The organism is Benzoatithermus flavus (genome assembly GCF_037908215.1).
Classification (GTDB): domain Bacteria; phylum Pseudomonadota; class Alphaproteobacteria; order Geminicoccales; family Geminicoccaceae; genus Benzoatithermus; species Benzoatithermus flavus.
Genome location: NZ_JBBLZC010000008.1, coordinates 1 through 17,689 on the forward strand (window position 1 = coordinate 1; position 17,689 = coordinate 17,689).

Genomic DNA, 17,689 nt, shown 5'->3' on the forward strand with positions numbered 1-17,689 from the left:
CGGCGCCGCTGCGCCGGAAGGCGCCGGCAGCGGCCTTTGGCAGCCGCTCGGCCCGTGGCCGTCCGTCCTCGGTCCGCCCTCCGGTGAAGCCGCGCAACCCCACCCTAGGGCGTGTTAGGCACGGTCTTCAGAACGCGCTGATGCGCTCTGCGATAATGAAGATGCACGCAGCGGTGAGGAGGGCCAAAATGATGTGGCCGAGCCTGTCCCGCCGCCGGTCCAGGCGCTTATTCGCCAGCAACCACGCGCAATCGTGCTCGATGATACAGCGGACCGAACCCAACCCCGAGCCGTGTGGTGCACCGACCTCGCGGATGCGGGGCTCGATGCCGTCCTGCAGGCAGAGCTGCCGGTTCTCGGCGCTGTGGTAAGCCGCGTCGGCATACAGCTTGCCGATGGCCGCGCAGACCACCTGCGCCAAGCGCAGCCGATGCGGGAAGAGGCGCGTGTCATGGACGTTGGCCGCGGAGGGGACCGCCGCCAACGGGAGGCCGTCGGTCGAGGCCACGACGTGGTACTTGGTCCCGGCCTTGCCGCGGTCGGTGGGATTGGGACCGGTCAGCTCGCCGCCCCGCTTGGCCCGAACCGAACAACTATCGACCACCACGTCCCAGGTGACCTCGGGTCCTGCACGCACCATCCGGACCAGGACGACATGGACGTGGCGCAGCAAGGCCGTGGTGCTCCAGCCGTCCAGGCGGCGGCGCAAGGTGGAGCCGCACGCCCGCGCGGCGGTGGCCCGCAGCTCGCGCCACTGCACACCCTCGCGAACGAAGAACCGGAGCGCCTCGACCACCTTGATGGTCGGCAGGGGCGGCCGCCCAGCCCCGTACGGCCGGTTCTCGATCCGGTCGATGATCCCCGCCACCAACGCTGTCGCCTTCGGCCCCATGCTCGCCTCCCGCTGCCAAGGGCACGGGAAACCGACGCGAGGTCAGCCGGATGCAAGAAGGCTGACGAGCTGCCAGCGTTCTGGAAACGGCGCCTTAGTGTCTGATCCCATCGAAGGTGGTGGCGAGGCTCGAGACGGCGAGAAAGGATCGGGCGGTCTCGTCATAGCGAGTAGCTACGGCCCGCCACCCCTTCACGCGTGGCCATCGCCGCTCGACCCGTTCGCGCTTGACATAGACCCAGGCCCGACAGGCCACCGGGGCCTCGTTTCTTCTCGTCGGCACGGCTGGGGTCGAGCCGAGATCCCAGATGGCCGCACGCAGTGCATGGCAGCCGCGATCGGCGACCGTCGACACCGGCGTCCCGGCAGGAAGCCCAACAGCGCCTCGGCCTGGGACACCTCCGCCGCTTGGTCCGGGGTGAGCGCGAACGCGACCGCCCACCCGCATCGGCCAGGGCATGCCCTTTCGTGCCGAAGCCACCGCGCGAGCGGCCGGGCCTCGGCGCTCGCCGCAGGCGCCAGGCCCTGCTTGCGGGCACCGGCCGCTTTCCGATGCGCACGGATCACCGTGCTGTCGAGGAATACCATGCCGAGTTCGAGCCCGTACTGCTCCTGCACCCGCCGATGCAGGTGCGCCCACACCCCAAGCCGCGCCCAGCGAATGAAGGTCTGCGCCGCCATCCACCAGGGACCAAGCTCGGCCGGGATCGGGCGCCCCTTGGCCCCGTTCTGCTGCCGCCAGACGATGGCCTCGATCGTTCGACGCAGCGCGCGGATCGGGCGCGCCGCCCACAGCCGGACCTCATTCAGCAACGGTTCGAGCACCTCCCACCGAGCATCCGCCACCACCTGCACCGCCTTGTCGCTCCCGGCCTCGTTGCCGTGAGTACATGGCAATGCTCGCCGTGCCCGTCAGGCCGACGCTAACAGGCCCTCGTGCATCTTCCGGCGACCGAGGGTGCGAGGGGCTGGAGGAGCGGCACGTGGTCGTGCTCGCACAGGCGCTGCTGCCGCTCGACCGCGGCGCGCTCGCGCTCCGCCAGGAACGGACCTTCTGGCTGACGTGCCAGGAGGCGTTGTCCCAGACCAGGGCCCAAACCCGCTCCCCCTCGGCCGCGCGCTGCTCGACGGCCCTGCCGAGCAAGGCGCAGGTCACCGGGCTGACCGGCCGCCCCCCGACGAAGCGCGGCCGCCGCCGCTGCCGTGCCGGCAGCCACAGGCCGTAGCCGGCCAGCGCCTTGGGGGCGGGATCGGCCGCAGCGGCGGCGTGCAGGCCAAGGCGCAGCGCCTCGCCCGCCGTCCCGGCATGCAGGGCCGGTTGCGCCAGACGCGAGAACCGGACCTCGTCGGCAAAGCCGCGCACCCAGCCCGGCCGGTGCGCGGCCACGTGGAGCCGGCGGTCGCGGCGCCTTTTTGGCGAGCGCAGGCCGGGTCGGGGCTGGTCAGCCAGCGCTTGGCGCGCTTCCAGCCGACCTCCGGGCGCAAGAGGGCCCGGCGGATGGTCTCGGCCGACAGCACACCTGCGCTCGGCCCCTGCTGGTGCGCGACCCGCGCCAGGAGCGCCAGCGTCCAGCTGCTCCTCGCCTGACCGAAGGCGCGCGGCGACCGGGGCAAGATCGCGCGCAGCCGCTCCAGCTCGGCCCGATCGAGCACCGGCGCGGCGCTCTTCGGCCGCGCCGAGCCCGCGGTCGGCGCCAGCTGGCCGCGGGCGTCGCAGGTGCCGATCGCATCGCCCACGGTCTGGCGGGCGCAGCCCAGGCCGGCGGCGATCGCCCGCGGCGGCTGCCCCGACGCGCTCCACAGCACGATCTGGGCTCGGCGCATGGTGAACGCGCTCTCGCTGCGCCGGCTGGCCGCGCGCGGCTCACGAACGAAGATGGGCGGGCGCATCCCGGTCAGATGCGCCCCCGGCTCCCTTCGCACAAAGACCGCCGCGGAGGATGCGCTAAAGGCTGTCATGAACTGCGGGCCAAGGCCCTGCAGGTCGGATGACCCGCAAGCCCTACCCCTCCGACGTCTCCGATGACGAATGGGCGCTGGTGGCGCCCTACCTGATGCTGCTGCCCGTGGCCGCCCCACAGCGCGCGCCCCCTTTGCGCGAGCTGTTCGACGGCCGGCGCTACGTGGTCGAGAACGGCATCCCGTGGCGGGCCATGCCCGACGGCCGGCCACCCTGGGCGGCGGTCTGGCCGCCGGCCATGCATTGGCTCAGGGCCGGCTCGTTCGCGGCCCTGGTGCACGCCCTGCTCCGCGTCGCCGCCGGCCGGGAGCGCACGCCCGCCGCGGCCATCCTCGACAGCCGCACGCTGCAGAGCCCACCCGAGAGCGGGGCGCGCGCCGGCCGGGACGGGGCCAAGCGCAGCAACGGCGCGCAGCTCCCCCTCGCGGTCGACGCGCTCGGCCATCGGCTGGCCCTTCATGTCACCCCGGCCGACGCGCAGGATCGGGCCGAGGTCGGCCGGCTCGCCGCGGCGGTGCAGGCCGCCACCGGCGCGAGCCTCGGGCTGGCCTTCGTCGACCAGGGCGACACGGGCGAGCCGCCCGCCGCCGCGGCGCAGGGCATCCGCCTCGAGGTGATCGAGCTGCCCAAGGCCATGCGCGGCTTCGTGCTGCTGCCGCGGCGGTGGGTGGGCGCGCGCTCGTTGGCTCGGGCCGCGCGCTGCCGGCGGCTGCTCGGGGACTACCAGCGCCGGCACACCACGCTGGCCGGCCTGCCCGGCGTCGCTTGCCCCTGCCTCAGGCGCCGACAAGACGCCGAGCCGCTCCAGGTCCATAACAGCCTTCTAGGGCGTGTCTGCAAAGCGGTTGCACTGCCGGGATGTAGCCCCATCTGGGGCGGCTGGCACGCTTCGAGCTGACCGATCGGCAGTGGGCGCGGCTCGCGCCCCTGCTGCCGCCCGAGTGGCCGCGCACCGGCCGGCCCGACCACGACCACCGCCGCATCCTCGACGGCATCTTGTGGATCCACCGCACCGGCGCCCCCTGGCGCGATCTGCCGGCGCGCTCTGGCCCGGTCGGCACCGTGTCGAGCCGGTTCCATCGCTGGCGCGCGGCCGCGATCTGGGAGCGGATCCTGGCCGCGCTGCAGGCCGTGGCCGATGCGAGGGGTGCGGTCGACTGGGGCCTGCACTTTGTGGATGCCACCATCGTCCGCGCCGATCGGCACGCCGCCGGCACCCGCCGGACCGGCACGATCGGGGGGTGAGGTGCCGGGCCGTTCGCCGGGTGGCTTCGCGACCAAGATCCATCTGCGCGCCGAAGGTGGCGGCAAGCCGATCACCGCGGTGCTGACCGGTGGCGAGCGCCACGAGCAGATCGCGCTGGACGCGTTGCTCGACCAGGGCGCCATCCGCCGTCCAGGTCGGGGCCGGGTGCGGCTGCGCCCGCGGCGGGTGGCCGGCGACAAGGGTTACAGCAGCCCCATCGCTCGGCACCGTCTGCGCCGCCGCGGCATCGGCCGGGTGATCCCGAGCAAGCGCAAGCAGCAGCGGCAGCGTCGGTTCGACCCGCAGCCTATCGCGAGCGCAACCGGATCGAACGGCTGATCGACCGTTTGAAGCAGTTCCGACGTAGTGCGACCCGCTACGAGAAGCGAGCGGTCAACGACTTGGCCATGCTCACCATCGGCATGATCCTGCTGTGGCTATAAGCTTTGCAGACACGCCCTAGTAAGGGTATCCACTGCTTCGAGGGAGGATCAGAGGCAAGCCGCCATGCCTATTCCTGCCGCGTCGGCAGCCTGCTGGCTCGGCCGTCGTTCCTGCTGCTCGGCCCCGAATCCCGAACGGCCATTCCGGGAGATCTCCATCTGCTTGCCGGATCCACCGCTGAGCGCAGCCCGGATCAGGCCGTGAGCGACGCGGGCGCTGTCTCGTCCGGCCGCGCGGAGCCTGCGGGCGGGCCGGCCGCGGCACCATCCGCGATGCGGGCCCAGCTCTCGCGCATCGGGGTCAGATAGGCGATGATCTCGTCGCAGAGCGCCGAATCATTCTTCTGGTTGATCTGCAAAAGGCGGTTCATGGCGCTGCCATAATAACGGCACAGCATCGGCGCGATCGTGCCGCCAAGCTCGAAATCGAGGCAGGACTGCAGAGCCTGCAGGATCTCGAACGCCTTGAGCACGAAGCGGCAGCGATCCTCGATCCGCTGCTCCGTGATCGCGGTTCGGGCCTCGTGCAGCTGTCGGATGGCGATGTCGTAGAGGAGCGCGATCTGTCGAGCAGGATGTTCTGCTCGGGCAGCATTCTGGTAGGCGCTGGCGGCGCGCATGCGCGGGGAGCAGGCGTTCATCGGCGGATGGTCCTCAGTTCCTGGCCGTCATCGCGTCCATCTGCGCTTGAACCTGCCGCATCATCGTCTCGGCGAGGCTCAACGCGGTTTCCATGGCGCTGTAGCGCGCGACCAGGCGCGCCCGCATCGCCTCGGCCCGCTGGTCGATGGCGGCGATCTGCTTCCGGTAGGCTTCGTTCGTGGCAGCGAGATCGGCGATCGCGTGCCCGATGGGTCCGTCCAGCTCGTCGAGCGCATCGTCGAGGGCATTGAACAGCCTGTCGGCCACGCCCGTGCTGATCCTAACGTCGATGCTCGTCGAGCCTTTGCCGACCCATACCAGCTCGAGGCCCTCGTAAGCCGTGCCGGCCCGGCCCTCGATCCTCCCGCCCGTCACGTCGACGGCGACCCCGTCGATGCTGGCGCTCTCGGGCACGCCGTCGGCATCGGCGTCCACGATATCGAGCCGGAAGCTCGTGTCGGTCAGCGCGTTGCTGCGGCCGAGCACGCGCAGCTCGGGCGAGCTCGCAGAAAAGCCGAACGCGAGCACGCCGCGCACACTGTCGAGATCGGACAGGAGCTTCCGGTCGAGCCTGCTGCCGTCGATCACGAGGCGGTTGTCGGCGTCGAAGCCGAGCCCGATATCCCGCAAGGTCGCGGGCGCACCCGAAGCGAGGCCGACGACGCTGCCGCCCGCCAGCATGGCGAGGTCGACGGAAAGGGAGCGGAGCACGGAATCGCCGTGGAGCACGGCACCCTCGCTCACCTTGCCCGATGCATCGACGGCACTCTGCTTGGCGACGAAGTCGCGCACGGCATTGTAGGCGTCGACGAAGCTCCGGATGCCGCTCTTGATCGAAGCCAGATCCGGCTCGATGCCGACCGTGACCGTGGTTCCGGGCTCGGCCTTGAGCAGGCTCAGCGTGACGCCTTCGTAGAGGTCGTCGATCGTGTTGCCGGTGCGCTCGACCGTGACCCCGTCGACGACGATCCGGCTGGTCTGCGCCGCCTGGAGCCGGCTCAGGCCCATCCTGCCGAGCACGTCGTCGCCGGCCGGATCGCTGCCGAGCGTGATCGCCCGGCCAGTCTCCGTGCCGGTGAGGATCAGCCGGCAGTCCGTGTCCGAAACCTTGACGATGCTGGCCGTGACCCCGGTCTCGACGCTCTTCGCGTTGATGGCGGCGCGCAGATCGGCGAGTGTCATCGTGCCATCGACGGCGATCCGCTGCTGCGGGCCGCCGGCAAGACCGATGAGGAGCGTGCCCGCGAAGCCGCTGCCGGCGTTCCAGCCGTCGGCCAGGGTCACGCCGGCGCCGCCGACCGACGCCGTCGCCTGCTTCTCCGCCGTCGCCAACCGCTCCACGGTGAGCGCGAACGTTCCGACCGAAGCCCGGTCGGCGATATCGAGGCCGACCAGCGTGTCGGGCCGGGTCGTCGTGCTGGAGCTGAGATAGGCCTGCTTCGCCTCGAACAGGTTGCTCTCGCCGCCGAGCGTGCCCGGCGGATTGCGCAGGCCGTCGAGCGAGCTCTGGAGCTTCTCGAGCAGACCCTTCAGCTCGGCGAAGGCCGCGGCCTTGGCCTCGTTGCGGGTGATGCTGTTCTCGAGCCGGACCGCGGGTGCCCGCTTCGCCTCGTAGACGGCCTTGACCAGCGCCTCGGTGTCGAGCTGCGAGCTCGTGCCGACGAGGCGGGCCACCCCGCCCGCCGTGCTAAGGCTGCCGAGATTCAAGCCGGTCGGCATGGTCCGCTTCCGCTCGGCGCGCTAGGCCTCATCATGACGGAACATCCTTTCGGGACGGTGCGGGAAGGCGGCAGCAGCCGCCTCCCCGACCCCGGAGCTCTACTGCATCAGCCGCAGCAGGTTCTGCGGCATCTGGTTGGCCTGGGCGAGCATGGCCGTCGCCGCCTGCTGGAGCACGTTGGCCGAACTGAACCTCGACATCTCGTCGGCGACGTCGACATCCATCAGATTGGCGCGGGCCGCATCGAGGTTCTCGACCTGGGTGGCAAGATTGGCGCCCGCGAACTCGAATCGGGACATCAAGGAGCCTGCCGTCGCACGCGCGCCATTGATGCTCGCGATCGCCGTGTCGAGCTGGCTCGCGGCTGCGCTTGCATTGGCGCTGGTCAAAACGTCGTCGCCACTGAGCCCGAGCCCAGTCGTGGTCACGTCGGCCAAGTTGACGGTAATCGTGTCGCTGGATGCATTGGCCCCGATCTGGAAAGTCAGGGTACCGCTACCGCTGACGTCGAAGGTATTGCTGGAACTGACAGCGGCGCTGACATCGAAGTTCTTCAGATTGACACTGATGCCAGCAGTGGCGAAATCGAGGGTACCTTCGTAGACCGTGAGGCCGGTAGGGTCGATTTGAGACGTGTAGCTCAGCGTGCCATCAGTCAGCGTGAAGGTGTCGGTGCCATCGTAGGACAGGGTCCAGGTGCCAGCCTTGGCGTTGCCGGACAGCGCGACCGATATGCCCGCCCCGGCCAGGCCGCTGCCGATATTGCTGATGGACTTGCCAGCCGAGCCGTTCAGGAGTGTCTGGCCGTTGAAGCGGGTCTGGTTGGCGATACCGTTAATCTGGGTCCGCAGCGCCTGATATTCCTGATCGAGGAAGGAGCGTTCGTTGTTCGACACCGAGCCCGACTGTGATTGAGTCGCCAGCGCCTTCATGCGCAGGAGGATGTCGCTGATCCGCGCCATGCCGCCATCGGCCACCTGAAGCAGGCTCTGCGCGTTGCTGACGTTGGTCTGGGCAACTTTCAGCGCCGATATGTCGGCCTTGATCCTGGTGCCGATCGCGAGCGAGGCCGTATCATCGGAAGCCTTCACGATCCGCGAGCCGGAAGCGAGCTTGGCTAGCGAGCTCGAGGCCTCGGCGGCGTTGTTCTTCAGGTAGCGGATGGCCGTGCTGGCGGCCTGATTGGAAGTGGCGGTGAGCATGTCAGGTCCCTTCGGCACCCTACCTGGGCGCTCGGTCAGGAGGCCATCCCGCCTCTGCCTGAGGCGGGCGCCCGGGAACGACCCGCGGGCGAGTGCATATTCCGGCCTCACTCCTTAAGATGAGGTGAACGCCCCACCGCCGCGTCGGCTGGCACGAACATCCGAGTATGGCATGATACGCCGGCGGACACGGATCACCGCCTCAGCATGGGAACGGCACGGCATGACACCGCGGATCGCGACGGTCCTCCTCGGCTTGAGCGCGCTTCTTCCGTTCCTTTCGACGGCTGCGCCGGTCCGGGGCGAGCAGGCATTGGCACTCGGCCTGCCGCTCGCCTGCACGCCCGGCGAGGATTGCTGGGTCGTGCGGCTCAGCGACCGGGACCCCGGCCCGGGCTTCACCGACTATCGCTGCGGTGGGCTGGGCTCGGACGGCCACGACGGGACGGACTTCGCCCTGCCCGATCCCGCGCGCATGCGCGCGGGCGTGCCCGTGCTCGCCGCTGCTGCCGGCACGGTGCGGGCGGCGCGCGACGGCATGCCGGATCAGCCGCCGACCGGCCAGCTCGCCCACGACTTCGGCAGGCTGAGCTGCGGCAACGGCGTTCTTCTTCAGCACGAGGGCGGCTGGGAGACGCAATATTGCCACCTGCGCCAGGGCAGCGTGCGAGTCCGTCCCGGCCAGGCGGTCGCCGCCGGCGACGCGCTGGGCCTCGTCGGCATGAGCGGCGAGGCCAACTTTCCTCACGTCCATCTCGGCGTCCGACGGGAGGGACAGACGATCGATCCCTTCACCGGTACGCCGACCACGTCGCCCTGCGGCAAGGCCGGAACACCGCTCTGGGAGCCGGAGCTGCGGGCGGCTCTCGATTACGTGGCGGTTCCGATCGCGATCGTGGGTCTTGCGGGCTACGTTCCGAGCCACCGGGACATCGTCTCCGGGGCGGCCGCCTCGGTGGGACCTCGCCCGGACACGCCGCTGGTCGGCTACGTGCTGGCCTACGGCCTGAAGCGCGGCGATCGGATCGGCATCACCGTCACCGGCCCCGATGGCACCGTGGTGAGCCGGGCGAGCTTTCCGGTCGAGGAGGAGGCGCCTCGCGCCTCGCGCTCGGCCGGCCGCAAGGCGCCGCCGGGCGGCTGGCCTGCGGGCACCTACCGCGTCGAGGCGAGCGTCGAGCGCGGCGACGCACGCTGGTCCAAGAGCCGGGAGCTCACCTTGACTCAGTAGAGCCGCCCACCGTTCGGTACCGGCCGATCGACTCCGACCAGCACCACGTTGCCCACAGCGTCCGGGAAGCCCAGCACCAGGACCTCGGAGAGCGTCCTCGCGATCCGGCGCGGCGGGAAGTTGACCACGGCCGCCACCTGCCGGCCGAGGAGGTCCTCGGGCCGATAGTTCTCGACGATCTGCGCCGAGCTGGTCCTGCGCCCGATCTCGGGGCCGAAATCCACCACGAGGCGGTAGGCCGGCTTGCGGGCCCCCTCGTTGGGCACCGCCTCGACGATCGTGCCGACGCGAATGTCGAGCTTCAGGAAATCGTCGATCGTGGCGGTCATCGGCTCTCGGTGCCCGAACGGGAACGGCATCGGGCGACGTGCCGCCGCCCGCCCCCGCTTAGGGGAAGCCGCGGGAAGGCGTCAAGCCGCACGGACCAGGACCGCGGAAGAATCGCGTGTCGAAGCGGCCCTGGCCGCTTTCGAGCGGGCCGAGCGGCCGGGCGAAGCCCTCGCCGGGATCTTTCATGCCGGCTCACCGAAGTTCCGACCCGAGGGGCAGCAATGGCCGGTCGAGCTGACGAGCCGGCCAGACCCGACGGATCGTGAGCGTCAAGTTCTGTCGATGGGCTGGTGGCACCGGGCTGGCGAGCCGGTTCAAGCGGCCTCGCGAAGCGGGAGCTTTCTTCTGCTCTGGGAGGCCGTTCATGTAGGCAGCGGCTGGCTGCCAGCGATTCTCGCGGCCCTCGACCGCAAGCTGCCTCCGGCACCATCTCGCGCGCCGCCCCACAACCCGGCACGATCGTCGGCAGCCACGGGCTCGAGCCTGCATCTTCTCGCAGTGGGCATCGGGGACCAGGCAGACAGACGGCTCCGCCAGCCGTCGGCGGGCGCAGAGGCAGCGAGGCGCGGTTCGATGGCCGAGGCCGTGACGGCGTGGCCGTCCAGCCTTGGGTGATCGCCTTCACCTTTCGCGTCGACATGCCCTGGACGTGCATCTCGGCCAGGGTGGCCACGAGCGCCGGCCCGGATCGCTGGCAACGTCCGAACGGCCCGGTGGAGATCAGCAGCAGTGCCGTTCATCCGTTCCGGCCCGGATCGCGAGCGGCGCTCGCGATCCCGCGGCTCCAGCTTGCCGATCGATGGCGGCGCCATTGACTATGATCAGGGTACGACCGTAGCCGCCCGCGCGGCAGCCGAGCCTGCCTGCGGTGCGTTCGCGCTCGGCAACACCGGGTGCGTCGGTCATCTCGGTTTCCAGGACCTCCTGCAGCACGGTGCGCACGGATCCACAGGCCGCGGAGCATCGGATCGATGCTCACGTCACACGACGACAGCTATCAGGCGCAACGCTGCCACATGACGTTCCGGCAGCTTTCGACATCCATCGCGGGTGCAGGTGAGCGGGATGCCGACCGGCTCCCCGCAGCAGGTGCCGATCACTCCTCGTCGAGCGGCACGTCGAGCTCTTGCGCGTTGGCGAGCTCGGGATTCGCGAGCGCTCGAGCGAGATTGCAGATCGCCTCCTGATGCTTGCGGCTCGGCATGCTGATGAAGTTGCGCGCGAGCTCGAGCAGCATGCGCTGCTGCGGGGTCGGCTTGAACGCCCGCTCGCTCTCCATGCCGTCGAAGAAGTAGCCGACATCGACGCCGAGCGCCTGCGCGATCGTGAACAGCCGCCCCGCGGCGATCCGGTTGATGCCCTTCTCGTACTTGTGGGCCTGCTGGTAGGTCACCCCGATGAGCTCGGCCATCTGCTGCTGGGTCAGGCCGAGCATGATCCGCCTCTCCCGCATGCGCGCACCGACATACCGGTCGATATCCTGCGCCCGCGAGCGTCCGGGCCCCACCTTTGCTTTCAGGCTAGCAGTCGCCATCTTGACCTCCGTCACCTGCCTCGAACGTCGTGTCGGGTCGAACGCCTGGAAGCTTTCAAGGCCGAGCCTCCGTCCATGAAGCTTCACCACGAGATTGATCTACCACGAGGTTAGGCGAGCCACCCTTTAGGGATAGTTAACAGGAAACACGAAAAACACTAGTGCATCCATGTGGACGGAGATGTCAATCGAGCAACACCACCGACGGTTTAACACCCTATAGTATGGTTAATATGATGTTTATGAACGCTTAAGATGATCTCAATCTATTGCCGCCGCCGCTCTCAGCGAGAGGCGATTCGGATCTCGCGATCCGTGCTCGGCCTCTTCAACTGAAGAATATATTTTTTCATTTCAGTATTAACCCTAAAGGAGAAACATCTTGCTCATCGCGATGCAGTTGCGGACCTCGCTGGAGCGGGCGCTCGCTCCTGAACATCTCGAGATCGTGGACGAGTCGGTACGGCATCATGGCCATGCTGGCTGGCGGCCCGAAGGAGAGACCCATTTTCGCGTGCTCGTGGTCAGCGCCGTCTTCGCCGGGCGCAGCCGGCTCGAGCGTCAGCGCATGGTACACGCCGCCGCCGCCGGGCTTCTGCGCGAGCGGATCCACGCGCTGTCGATTCGCGCCCTGACACCGGAGGAGGCGGCCTCAGCCGCCTCCGGCTGATCCGTCCTCCTCGCGCAGCGGTCCGTTGTACCAGCGGGGGTGGTGCCGACGCACGACGTCGCCGTCGCGGGCGAGCGCGTGGCAGCTATCGAGATGTACCGGCGGGCGATCCTGCGCCACTGCCGGCCTCTCGCGGGCGAGGATCGGGTACACGGTCTGGTAGGCGGCCGTCGCCAGCGGCCAGAGCAGCTCCACGAGATGCGTGCAGCCCTTGACACCGCCGAGGCGACCCAGCACCTCGCGCCGCCAGCCGGGGCCAATCCTCACTCCTTTCAAGGTCGCGAAGGCGGGTGTTATGGCCGGACAGACCGCATAAGGGCCGGCATCGGTCACGGCGACGACGTCCCGAACGACGAGCTCGTCGTCGACCGTGAGCCGCAGCCACATCGCGTGCAGCGGCTCGCCCGACGGAATCTCGCCACGGAAAGCGTTCGTGAACGGATAGGCCTTGGTGTCGACCAGCCGGCCTTCGATGTCCCACAAGCCGTCCGCGCGCCGATAGCCGCGGCACTGGATCTCGCGGCTGTGGACGGGCTCGCGCGGGACCGGCTCGGGCAGCGGCACGAGCGGTCTCTTCAGGCCGAAGCCGTGCCACGGATGGCGCCGTCCTCGTCGGCCGCCGGCAACCGCCGCCGGCTGCACGCGGGTTCGGCACCTTCGTCGATGCCCGGAACGATTCGCTCCCTCATGGCACCCGCTCTCGAATCACGTGGCTCCGGCCCTGATCACGGAACGGTGCCTTGCCGCCATCTTCCTTCCAGGTCAAGAGAAATCACGGCGGCTCCGCGCACAGCCGAGGCCGGCCCGGAGCTGCCGCTGTCGATCACTCGCCCGTGGATGTCAGCTTGCCCTTGGCACGCTCGATGCCCTCGAGGATGAGCTGGTGCGCCCGCTCCGGTCCTTCCCAGCCCTTCACCTTCACCCACTTGTTGGGCTCGAGGTCCTTGTAGTGCTCGAAGAAGTGCGCGATCCGGGCGAGATCGAGCTCGGGGATGTCCTGATAGGTCCGCACATGCCTGTGCACGGGCGTGATCTTGTCGATCGGCACGGCAAGCAGCTTCTCGTCGAGCCCGGCCTCGTCTTCCATCTCGAGCACGCCGATCGGACGCACGCGCAGAATCGCGCCCGACATCACCGGCATCCGGCCCACCACCATCACGTCGAGCGGGTCGCCATCGCCGCCGAGCGTGCTCGGGATGAAGCCGTAATTGCAGGGATAGAACATGGAGGTGTAGAGATAGCGGTCGACGAAGATGAAGCCGCTGTCCTTGTCGTACTCGTACTTGATCGGATCGGAGCGCAGCGGCACCTCGATCAGCACGTTCACTTCATAGGGCGGGTTCTTGCCGGGGGGCAGGCGATTGATGTCCATTGAGCCTCGCTCCTTGAGTCGTGAGGGAAGGGCCGCTCAGGGCCAAGCGACGACCGGCGGCAGCGACATCAGGATGGCTTCCGGGTTGCCGCCGGTCCTGAGGCCGAACTGGGTGCCGCGGTCGTAGAGCAGGTTGAACTCGACGTAGCGCCCCCGGCGCACGAGCTGGTGCTGGCGCTCGGCCTCGGTCCAGGGCCGGTTCATGTGCCGGCGGACGATCTTCGGATAGATGTCGAGGAAGGCCTCGCCCACTTCTCGCGTGAAGGCGAGATGGCGTTCGAACTCGCCCTCGAGATAGTCGTAGAAGATACCTCCTACCCCGCGCGGCTCGTCGCGATGCGGAATGAAGAAGTACTCGTCGGCCCAGGCCTTGAAGCGCTGGTAGGCGTCGGGCGCGTAAGAATCGCAGGCCGCCTTGAGACGGGCATGGAACGCGGCCGTGTCCTCCTCGTCGGGGTAGATCGGGTTGAGGTCGGCCCCGCCGCCGAACCAGGCCCTGGCCGTGCGGATGTGGCGCGTGTTCATGTGCGCAGGAGGAACGTGCGGCGAGCGCAGATGCGCCACGAGCGAGATGCCGCTGGCCCAGAAGATGCCGTCCGCCTCCTCGGCACCCGGAATCTGGCGCCGAAACTCGGGGGCGAAGCTGCCCCAGACGGTCGAGACGTTGACCCCCACCTTCTCGAACACCCGGCCGCGCATCAGCGCCATCACCCCTCCGCCGCCGCCGGGGCGCTTCCAGGGCTTGCGCTCGAACCGGCCGGGGGGCAGGTCGGCATGCTCGGCCCCGGCATAGTCGTTCTCGATGGCCTCGAACGCGGCGCAGATGCGGTCCCGCAGGCTCTCGAACCAGGCCCGCGCCCGCTCCCGCTCGTCGTTGCTGTCGCCGCCCGCCGGCATCGTCATGCCTTTCCACATCCTTGCCTAGAGAGCGACCTCGTGAAAGCCGCCCGTCTGCCGCAACGCCTCGGCGAGCACGATCGCTGCCGCCGTCACGACATTCAGCGAGCGCAGGTCGGGCCGCATCGGGATCTTGACCCTGAGATCGGCGCGGACATGTACCGCCTCCGGCACCCCGGCGCTCTCGCGGCCCAGGAGCAGCACGTCGTCCGGCCGGAATGCGACCCGATGATAGAAATGCTCGCCGCGCGTGCTCAATAGGACCAAACGGCGTCCTTCCGCCAGACGTGCCGTCTCGAACGCGGCGAAGTCCTGATGCCGCACCCAACGCGCATGGGCGTGGTAGTCGAGCGCTGTCTGGCGGATGCGCCGGTCGTCGAGCGGGAAGCCGCACGGCTCGATCACGCCGAGCGTGACGCCGAAGCAGGCGCACAAGCGCAGGGCCGAGCCGAAATTGTGTGGCCGGTCCGGCTGGTAGAGCACGAGCCCGAGCCGGGGCAGGCCCGGCTGCGTTCCTCGCATCTCATCACTTGCCGACAGCATCGATTCATCTCCGTGGGCCGCAGCCTTCTAACGCTATGCGCGAAATTTCGACCGCGTCATGATCGCAAAAGCCTTCATGAAGGATGCAAAGCCATGAATTTTCAGAAAATTTATGCGACCAATAGTCGCTTGTTCCCGATATGTGGCCTCTATAGATTGCGCGCCAGTTTGTCCCAGGCCCTCACCAGTAGCAGCGGGCGCAGCGCATGGCCGATACCGCCAACCCCACCTCCACGCCGTCCGGCGGCACTACCCGCCGAGATTTTCTCGATCTGGTCACTTGGTCGACGCTGGCGGTAGGCACCGCTGCCGTGGTGTGGCCGCTCATCGATCAGATGAACCCTTCCGCCGACGTGCTGGCTTTGTCCAGCATCGAGGTCGATCTCTCCCAGGTCCCGGTCGGCCAGGCCGTCACCGTGAAGTGGCGCGGTAAGCCCGTGTTCATCCGCCATCGCACCGAGGAGGAGATCAAGGAGGCCGAGGCGGTGCCGCTCGGCGAGCTGCGCGATCCGCAGACCGACGAGCAGCGCGTGAAGAAGCCCGAGTGGCTGGTGGTGATCGGGGTGTGCACCCATCTCGGCTGCGTGCCTCTCGGCAACAAGCCGGGCGAGCCCAGGGGCGACTATGGTGGCTGGTTCTGCCCGTGCCACGGCTCGCACTACGACACTTCGGGTCGCATCCGCAAAGGCCCGGCGCCGTTGAACCTCACCGTGCCGGACTACGCCTTCCTGACCGATACCTCGGTCCGCATCGGCTAGAGCACGCGACATCCTCGACCCGGCTCACCCTGCCGGCGGCTGCGGCCCATGCGGGCCAGCCTCGACGGGCCGGGGAGACAACCACTGGAAGGTCCCATGGCCGCCGACGTACCCAATCCCGTGTTCAAGAGCGGTGTGCTGCGCTGGATCGATGACCGGCTGCCGCTCATCAGTTGGAGCTACAAGGAGTTCGTCGCCTATCCGGCGCCGAAGAACCTCAACTACTTCTGGAACTTCGGCTCGCTCGCCGGCATCATGCTGGCGCTGCAGATCGTGACCGGCATCGTGCTGGCGATGCACTACACGCCGCATGTCCTGCATGCGTTCGACTCGGTCGAGCACATCATGCGCGACGTGAACTACGGCTGGCTGCTGCGCTACGCGCACGCCAACGGTGCTTCGATGTTCTTCATCGTGGTCTACATCCACATCTTCCGCGGGCTCTATTACGGCTCCTACAAGGCGCCGCGCGAGCTCCTGTGGATGCTGGGCGTGATCATCCTGCTCCTGATGATGGCGACGGCGTTCATGGGCTACGTGCTGCCGTGGGGCCAGATGAGCTTCTGGGGTGCCACGGTGATCACCAACCTGTTCTCGGCGATCCCGTTCGTGGGCGACCCCATCGTCACCTGGCTCTGGGGCGGCTTCTCGGTCGACAACCCGACGCTCAACCGGTTCTTCTCGCTCCACTACCTCCTGCCGTTCGTGATCTTCGCCGTGGTATTCCTGCACATCCTGGCGCTGCATCAGTTCGGCTCGAACAATCCGGTCGGCATCGACCTCACGAAGAAGGACAAGATCCCCTTCCATCCGTACTACACGGTGAAGGATCTGTTCGGCCTCACCATCTTTCTGATCTTCTTCAGCTTCTTCATCTTCTTCGCGCCGAACTATCTGGGCCATCCGGACAACTACATCCCGGCCAACCCGCTCTCCACGCCGGCGCACATCGTCCCGGAGTGGTACTTCCTGCCGTTCTACGCCATCCTGCGCTCGATGATCTACGAGCAGCTCTTCACGCCGCTCTCGTTCCTCGCCTGGTTCGGCATCTCGGCCAAGCTCGCCGGCGTGCTCGCCATGTTCGGTTCGATCGCCTGTCTGCTCGTGGTGTCGTGGCTCGACACCTCGAAGGTGCGCAGCGCCACCTTCCGGCCGATCTACAAGTGGGTGTTCTGGCTCCTGGTGATCGACTGCATCGTCCTTACCTGGGTCGGCGGCCAGGTGCCGACCCGTGGCGTGGTCTGGATCGGCCAGTTCGCGACGCTCTACTACTTCCTCCACTTCCTCGTCATCCTGCCGCTCCTGGGCAAGCTCGAGCGCCCGCTTCCGCTGCCCGCGAGCATCGACGAGCCGGTCCTCGGCCGTCGCGGCGTGGCGGCGCAGCCCGCGGAGTGAGATCGATGCGCATGGCAAACCGTCTCTTCGCCGCCACCGTCGCAGCCTTCGCCGTGACCGCCGGCCTTGTTCCTTCGCCGACCGAAGCCGCCGAGGAAGGCATCGTCACGCGGCATCTGCACTGGCCGACCGACGGCTTCTTCGGCAGCTTCGACCGGGCGGCCGTACAGCGCGGCTTCCAAGTCTATCGCGAGGTCTGCTCGGCCTGCCACAGCCTCAAGTACGTGGCGTTCCGCAATCTCGCCGACATCGGCTACGACGAGGAGCAGATCAAGGCGATCGCGGCCCAGTACCAGGTCACGGACGGGCCGAACGACCAGGGCGAGATGTTCCAGCGTCCGGGCCTGCCGTCCGATCGCATCCCCGGTCCCTATCCCAACGAGCAGGCCGCCGCAGCCGCCAACGGCGGCAAGGCGCCGCCCGACCTGTCGCTGATGGCCAAGGCGCGCGAGGGCGGGATGGATCACATCTACAGCGTGCTCACCGGCTACGAGGAACCGCCCGCCGATTTCACCATGCCGCCGAGCGGCTACTACAACGTGGCGTTCCCAGGCCACGTCATCGCCATGCCGCCGCCCCTGAACCCGGACCAGGTGACCTATGCCGACGGCACCAAGGCGACCGTGGCGCAGATGGCGCAGGACGTGTCGCAGTTCTTGATGTGGGCCGCCGAGCCCAAACTCGAGGCGCGCAAGCAGACCGGTATCAAGGTGATCCTGTTCCTGGTCGTGCTCACGGGCCTCACCTTCGCGCTCAAGCGCAAGGTCTGGGCCGACGTGCCGCACTGACGCCGGACGGCCCCCGCGCGATCGCGAGACGAAGGGAAGGGGCGGACCCGTGCGGGCCCGCCCCTT

The 17,689-nt window shown here is 68.5% G+C and carries 17 protein-coding genes and 4 pseudogenes; 7 read left to right on the plus strand and 14 right to left on the minus strand.

Features of this window, described 5'->3' with window-relative positions; genetic code table 11:
- Positions 1 to 127: 127 nt before the first annotated feature.
- From U1T56_RS09515 to U1T56_RS09525, 3 genes and pseudogenes are all read right to left on the minus strand, one after another.
- Positions 128 to 892: an IS5 family transposase gene (locus tag U1T56_RS09515; protein ID WP_418159231.1), complete on the minus strand. Its 765-nt coding sequence runs from the start codon at positions 890 to 892 to the stop codon at positions 128 to 130.
- Positions 893 to 986: 94 nt separating this feature from the next.
- A pseudogene (locus U1T56_RS09520) lies at positions 987 to 1,741 on the minus strand (IS5 family transposase).
- A 303-nt stretch (positions 1,742 to 2,044) separates the two neighbouring features.
- Positions 2,045 to 2,716 (minus strand): hypothetical protein, encoded by a 672-nt coding sequence (locus U1T56_RS09525; protein ID WP_418159232.1) that lies wholly within the window; start codon positions 2,714 to 2,716, stop codon positions 2,045 to 2,047.
- A gap of 164 nt (positions 2,717 to 2,880) precedes the next feature.
- On the opposite strand from U1T56_RS09525, the pseudogene U1T56_RS09530 reads away from it, so the two are divergent.
- Positions 2,881 to 3,642: pseudogene (locus U1T56_RS09530) on the plus strand (transposase); the annotation flags it as partial.
- Positions 3,643 to 3,731: 89 nt separating this feature from the next.
- Positions 3,732 to 4,541: pseudogene (locus U1T56_RS09535) on the plus strand (IS5 family transposase).
- Between the two features lie 194 nt (positions 4,542 to 4,735).
- On the opposite strand, the gene fliS reads toward U1T56_RS09535, so the two are convergent.
- The 3 genes from fliS to U1T56_RS09550 all read right to left on the minus strand — a co-directional run bounded on the left by fliS (position 4,736) and on the right by U1T56_RS09550 (position 8,105).
- A complete protein-coding gene (gene fliS / locus U1T56_RS09540; RefSeq protein ID WP_418159233.1) occupies positions 4,736 to 5,182 on the minus strand; it encodes a flagellar export chaperone FliS in 447 nt (148 codons plus the stop codon).
- A 13-nt stretch (positions 5,183 to 5,195) separates the two neighbouring features.
- Entirely contained in the window at positions 5,196 to 6,902 is a 1,707-nt protein-coding gene (gene fliD / locus U1T56_RS09545) for a flagellar filament capping protein FliD (RefSeq protein ID WP_418159234.1), read from the minus strand.
- Positions 6,903 to 7,001: 99 nt separating this feature from the next.
- Positions 7,002 to 8,105 carry a flagellin N-terminal helical domain-containing protein gene (locus U1T56_RS09550; RefSeq protein ID WP_418159235.1) on the minus strand — a complete coding sequence of 368 codons (1,104 nt, stop codon included), beginning with the start codon at positions 8,103 to 8,105 and terminating at the stop codon, positions 7,002 to 7,004.
- Positions 8,106 to 8,328: 223 nt separating this feature from the next.
- Here U1T56_RS09550 and U1T56_RS09555 point away from each other — a divergent pair, with 223 nt between their 5' ends.
- Entirely contained in the window at positions 8,329 to 9,336 is a 1,008-nt protein-coding gene (locus U1T56_RS09555) for a M23 family metallopeptidase (RefSeq protein ID WP_418159236.1), read from the plus strand.
- On the opposite strand, the gene U1T56_RS09560 is transcribed toward U1T56_RS09555, so the two are convergent.
- From U1T56_RS09560 to U1T56_RS09570, 4 genes and pseudogenes are all read right to left on the minus strand, one after another.
- Entirely contained in the window at positions 9,330 to 9,665 is a 336-nt protein-coding gene (locus tag U1T56_RS09560; protein ID WP_418159237.1) for a tRNA-binding protein, read from the minus strand. The genes U1T56_RS09555 and U1T56_RS09560 overlap by 7 nt on opposite strands.
- Before the next feature lie 573 nt (positions 9,666 to 10,238).
- A pseudogene (locus U1T56_RS24685) lies at positions 10,239 to 10,384 on the minus strand (transposase); the annotation flags it as partial.
- 2 nt (positions 10,385 to 10,386) lie between these two features.
- Positions 10,387 to 10,608, minus strand: a complete 222-nt coding sequence (locus U1T56_RS09565; RefSeq protein WP_418159238.1) for a transposase — start codon at positions 10,606 to 10,608, stop codon at positions 10,387 to 10,389.
- Positions 10,609 to 10,762: 154 nt separating this feature from the next.
- Positions 10,763 to 11,200, minus strand: a complete 438-nt coding sequence (locus tag U1T56_RS09570; RefSeq protein ID WP_418159239.1) for a helix-turn-helix domain-containing protein — start codon at positions 11,198 to 11,200, stop codon at positions 10,763 to 10,765.
- 382 nt (positions 11,201 to 11,582) lie between these two features.
- Here U1T56_RS09570 and U1T56_RS09575 point away from each other — a divergent pair, with 382 nt between their 5' ends.
- Positions 11,583 to 11,870, plus strand: coding sequence for a BolA family protein (locus tag U1T56_RS09575; RefSeq protein ID WP_418159240.1), 288 nt, complete (start codon positions 11,583 to 11,585; stop codon positions 11,868 to 11,870).
- On the opposite strand, the gene U1T56_RS09580 is transcribed toward U1T56_RS09575, so the two are convergent.
- The 4 genes from U1T56_RS09580 to U1T56_RS09595 form a co-directional block, all read right to left on the minus strand.
- A complete protein-coding gene (locus U1T56_RS09580; RefSeq protein ID WP_418159241.1) occupies positions 11,853 to 12,434 on the minus strand; it encodes a DUF2889 domain-containing protein in 582 nt (193 codons plus the stop codon). The two genes, U1T56_RS09575 and U1T56_RS09580, sit on opposite strands and share 18 nt — an antisense overlap.
- A 259-nt stretch (positions 12,435 to 12,693) precedes the next feature.
- The gene (ppa, locus tag U1T56_RS09585) at positions 12,694 to 13,242 is read right to left on the minus strand and encodes an inorganic diphosphatase (protein ID WP_418159242.1); all 549 of its coding nucleotides are present in this window, start codon (positions 13,240 to 13,242) and stop codon (positions 12,694 to 12,696) included.
- A 36-nt stretch (positions 13,243 to 13,278) separates the two neighbouring features.
- Entirely contained in the window at positions 13,279 to 14,145 is an 867-nt protein-coding gene (gene hemF / locus U1T56_RS09590; RefSeq protein WP_418159243.1) for an oxygen-dependent coproporphyrinogen oxidase, read from the minus strand.
- An 18-nt stretch (positions 14,146 to 14,163) separates the two neighbouring features.
- A complete protein-coding gene (locus U1T56_RS09595) occupies positions 14,164 to 14,661 on the minus strand; it encodes a tRNA (cytidine(34)-2'-O)-methyltransferase (protein WP_418159244.1) in 498 nt (165 codons plus the stop codon).
- A gap of 227 nt (positions 14,662 to 14,888) precedes the next feature.
- On the opposite strand from U1T56_RS09595, the gene petA reads away from it, so the two are divergent.
- The 3 genes from petA (at position 14,889) to U1T56_RS09610 (ending at position 17,623) form a co-directional block, all read left to right on the plus strand.
- Complete coding sequence (gene petA, locus U1T56_RS09600; RefSeq protein ID WP_418159245.1) at positions 14,889 to 15,440, plus strand: ubiquinol-cytochrome c reductase iron-sulfur subunit; 552 nt, start codon at positions 14,889 to 14,891, stop codon at positions 15,438 to 15,440.
- Positions 15,441 to 15,536: 96 nt separating this feature from the next.
- Positions 15,537 to 16,835 carry a cytochrome b gene (locus U1T56_RS09605; protein ID WP_418159246.1) on the plus strand — a complete coding sequence of 433 codons (1,299 nt, stop codon included), beginning with the start codon at positions 15,537 to 15,539 and terminating at the stop codon, positions 16,833 to 16,835.
- A gap of 11 nt (positions 16,836 to 16,846) precedes the next feature.
- Entirely contained in the window at positions 16,847 to 17,623 is a 777-nt protein-coding gene (locus U1T56_RS09610; protein WP_418159247.1) for a cytochrome c1, read from the plus strand.
- Positions 17,624 to 17,689 lie beyond the last annotated feature (66 nt).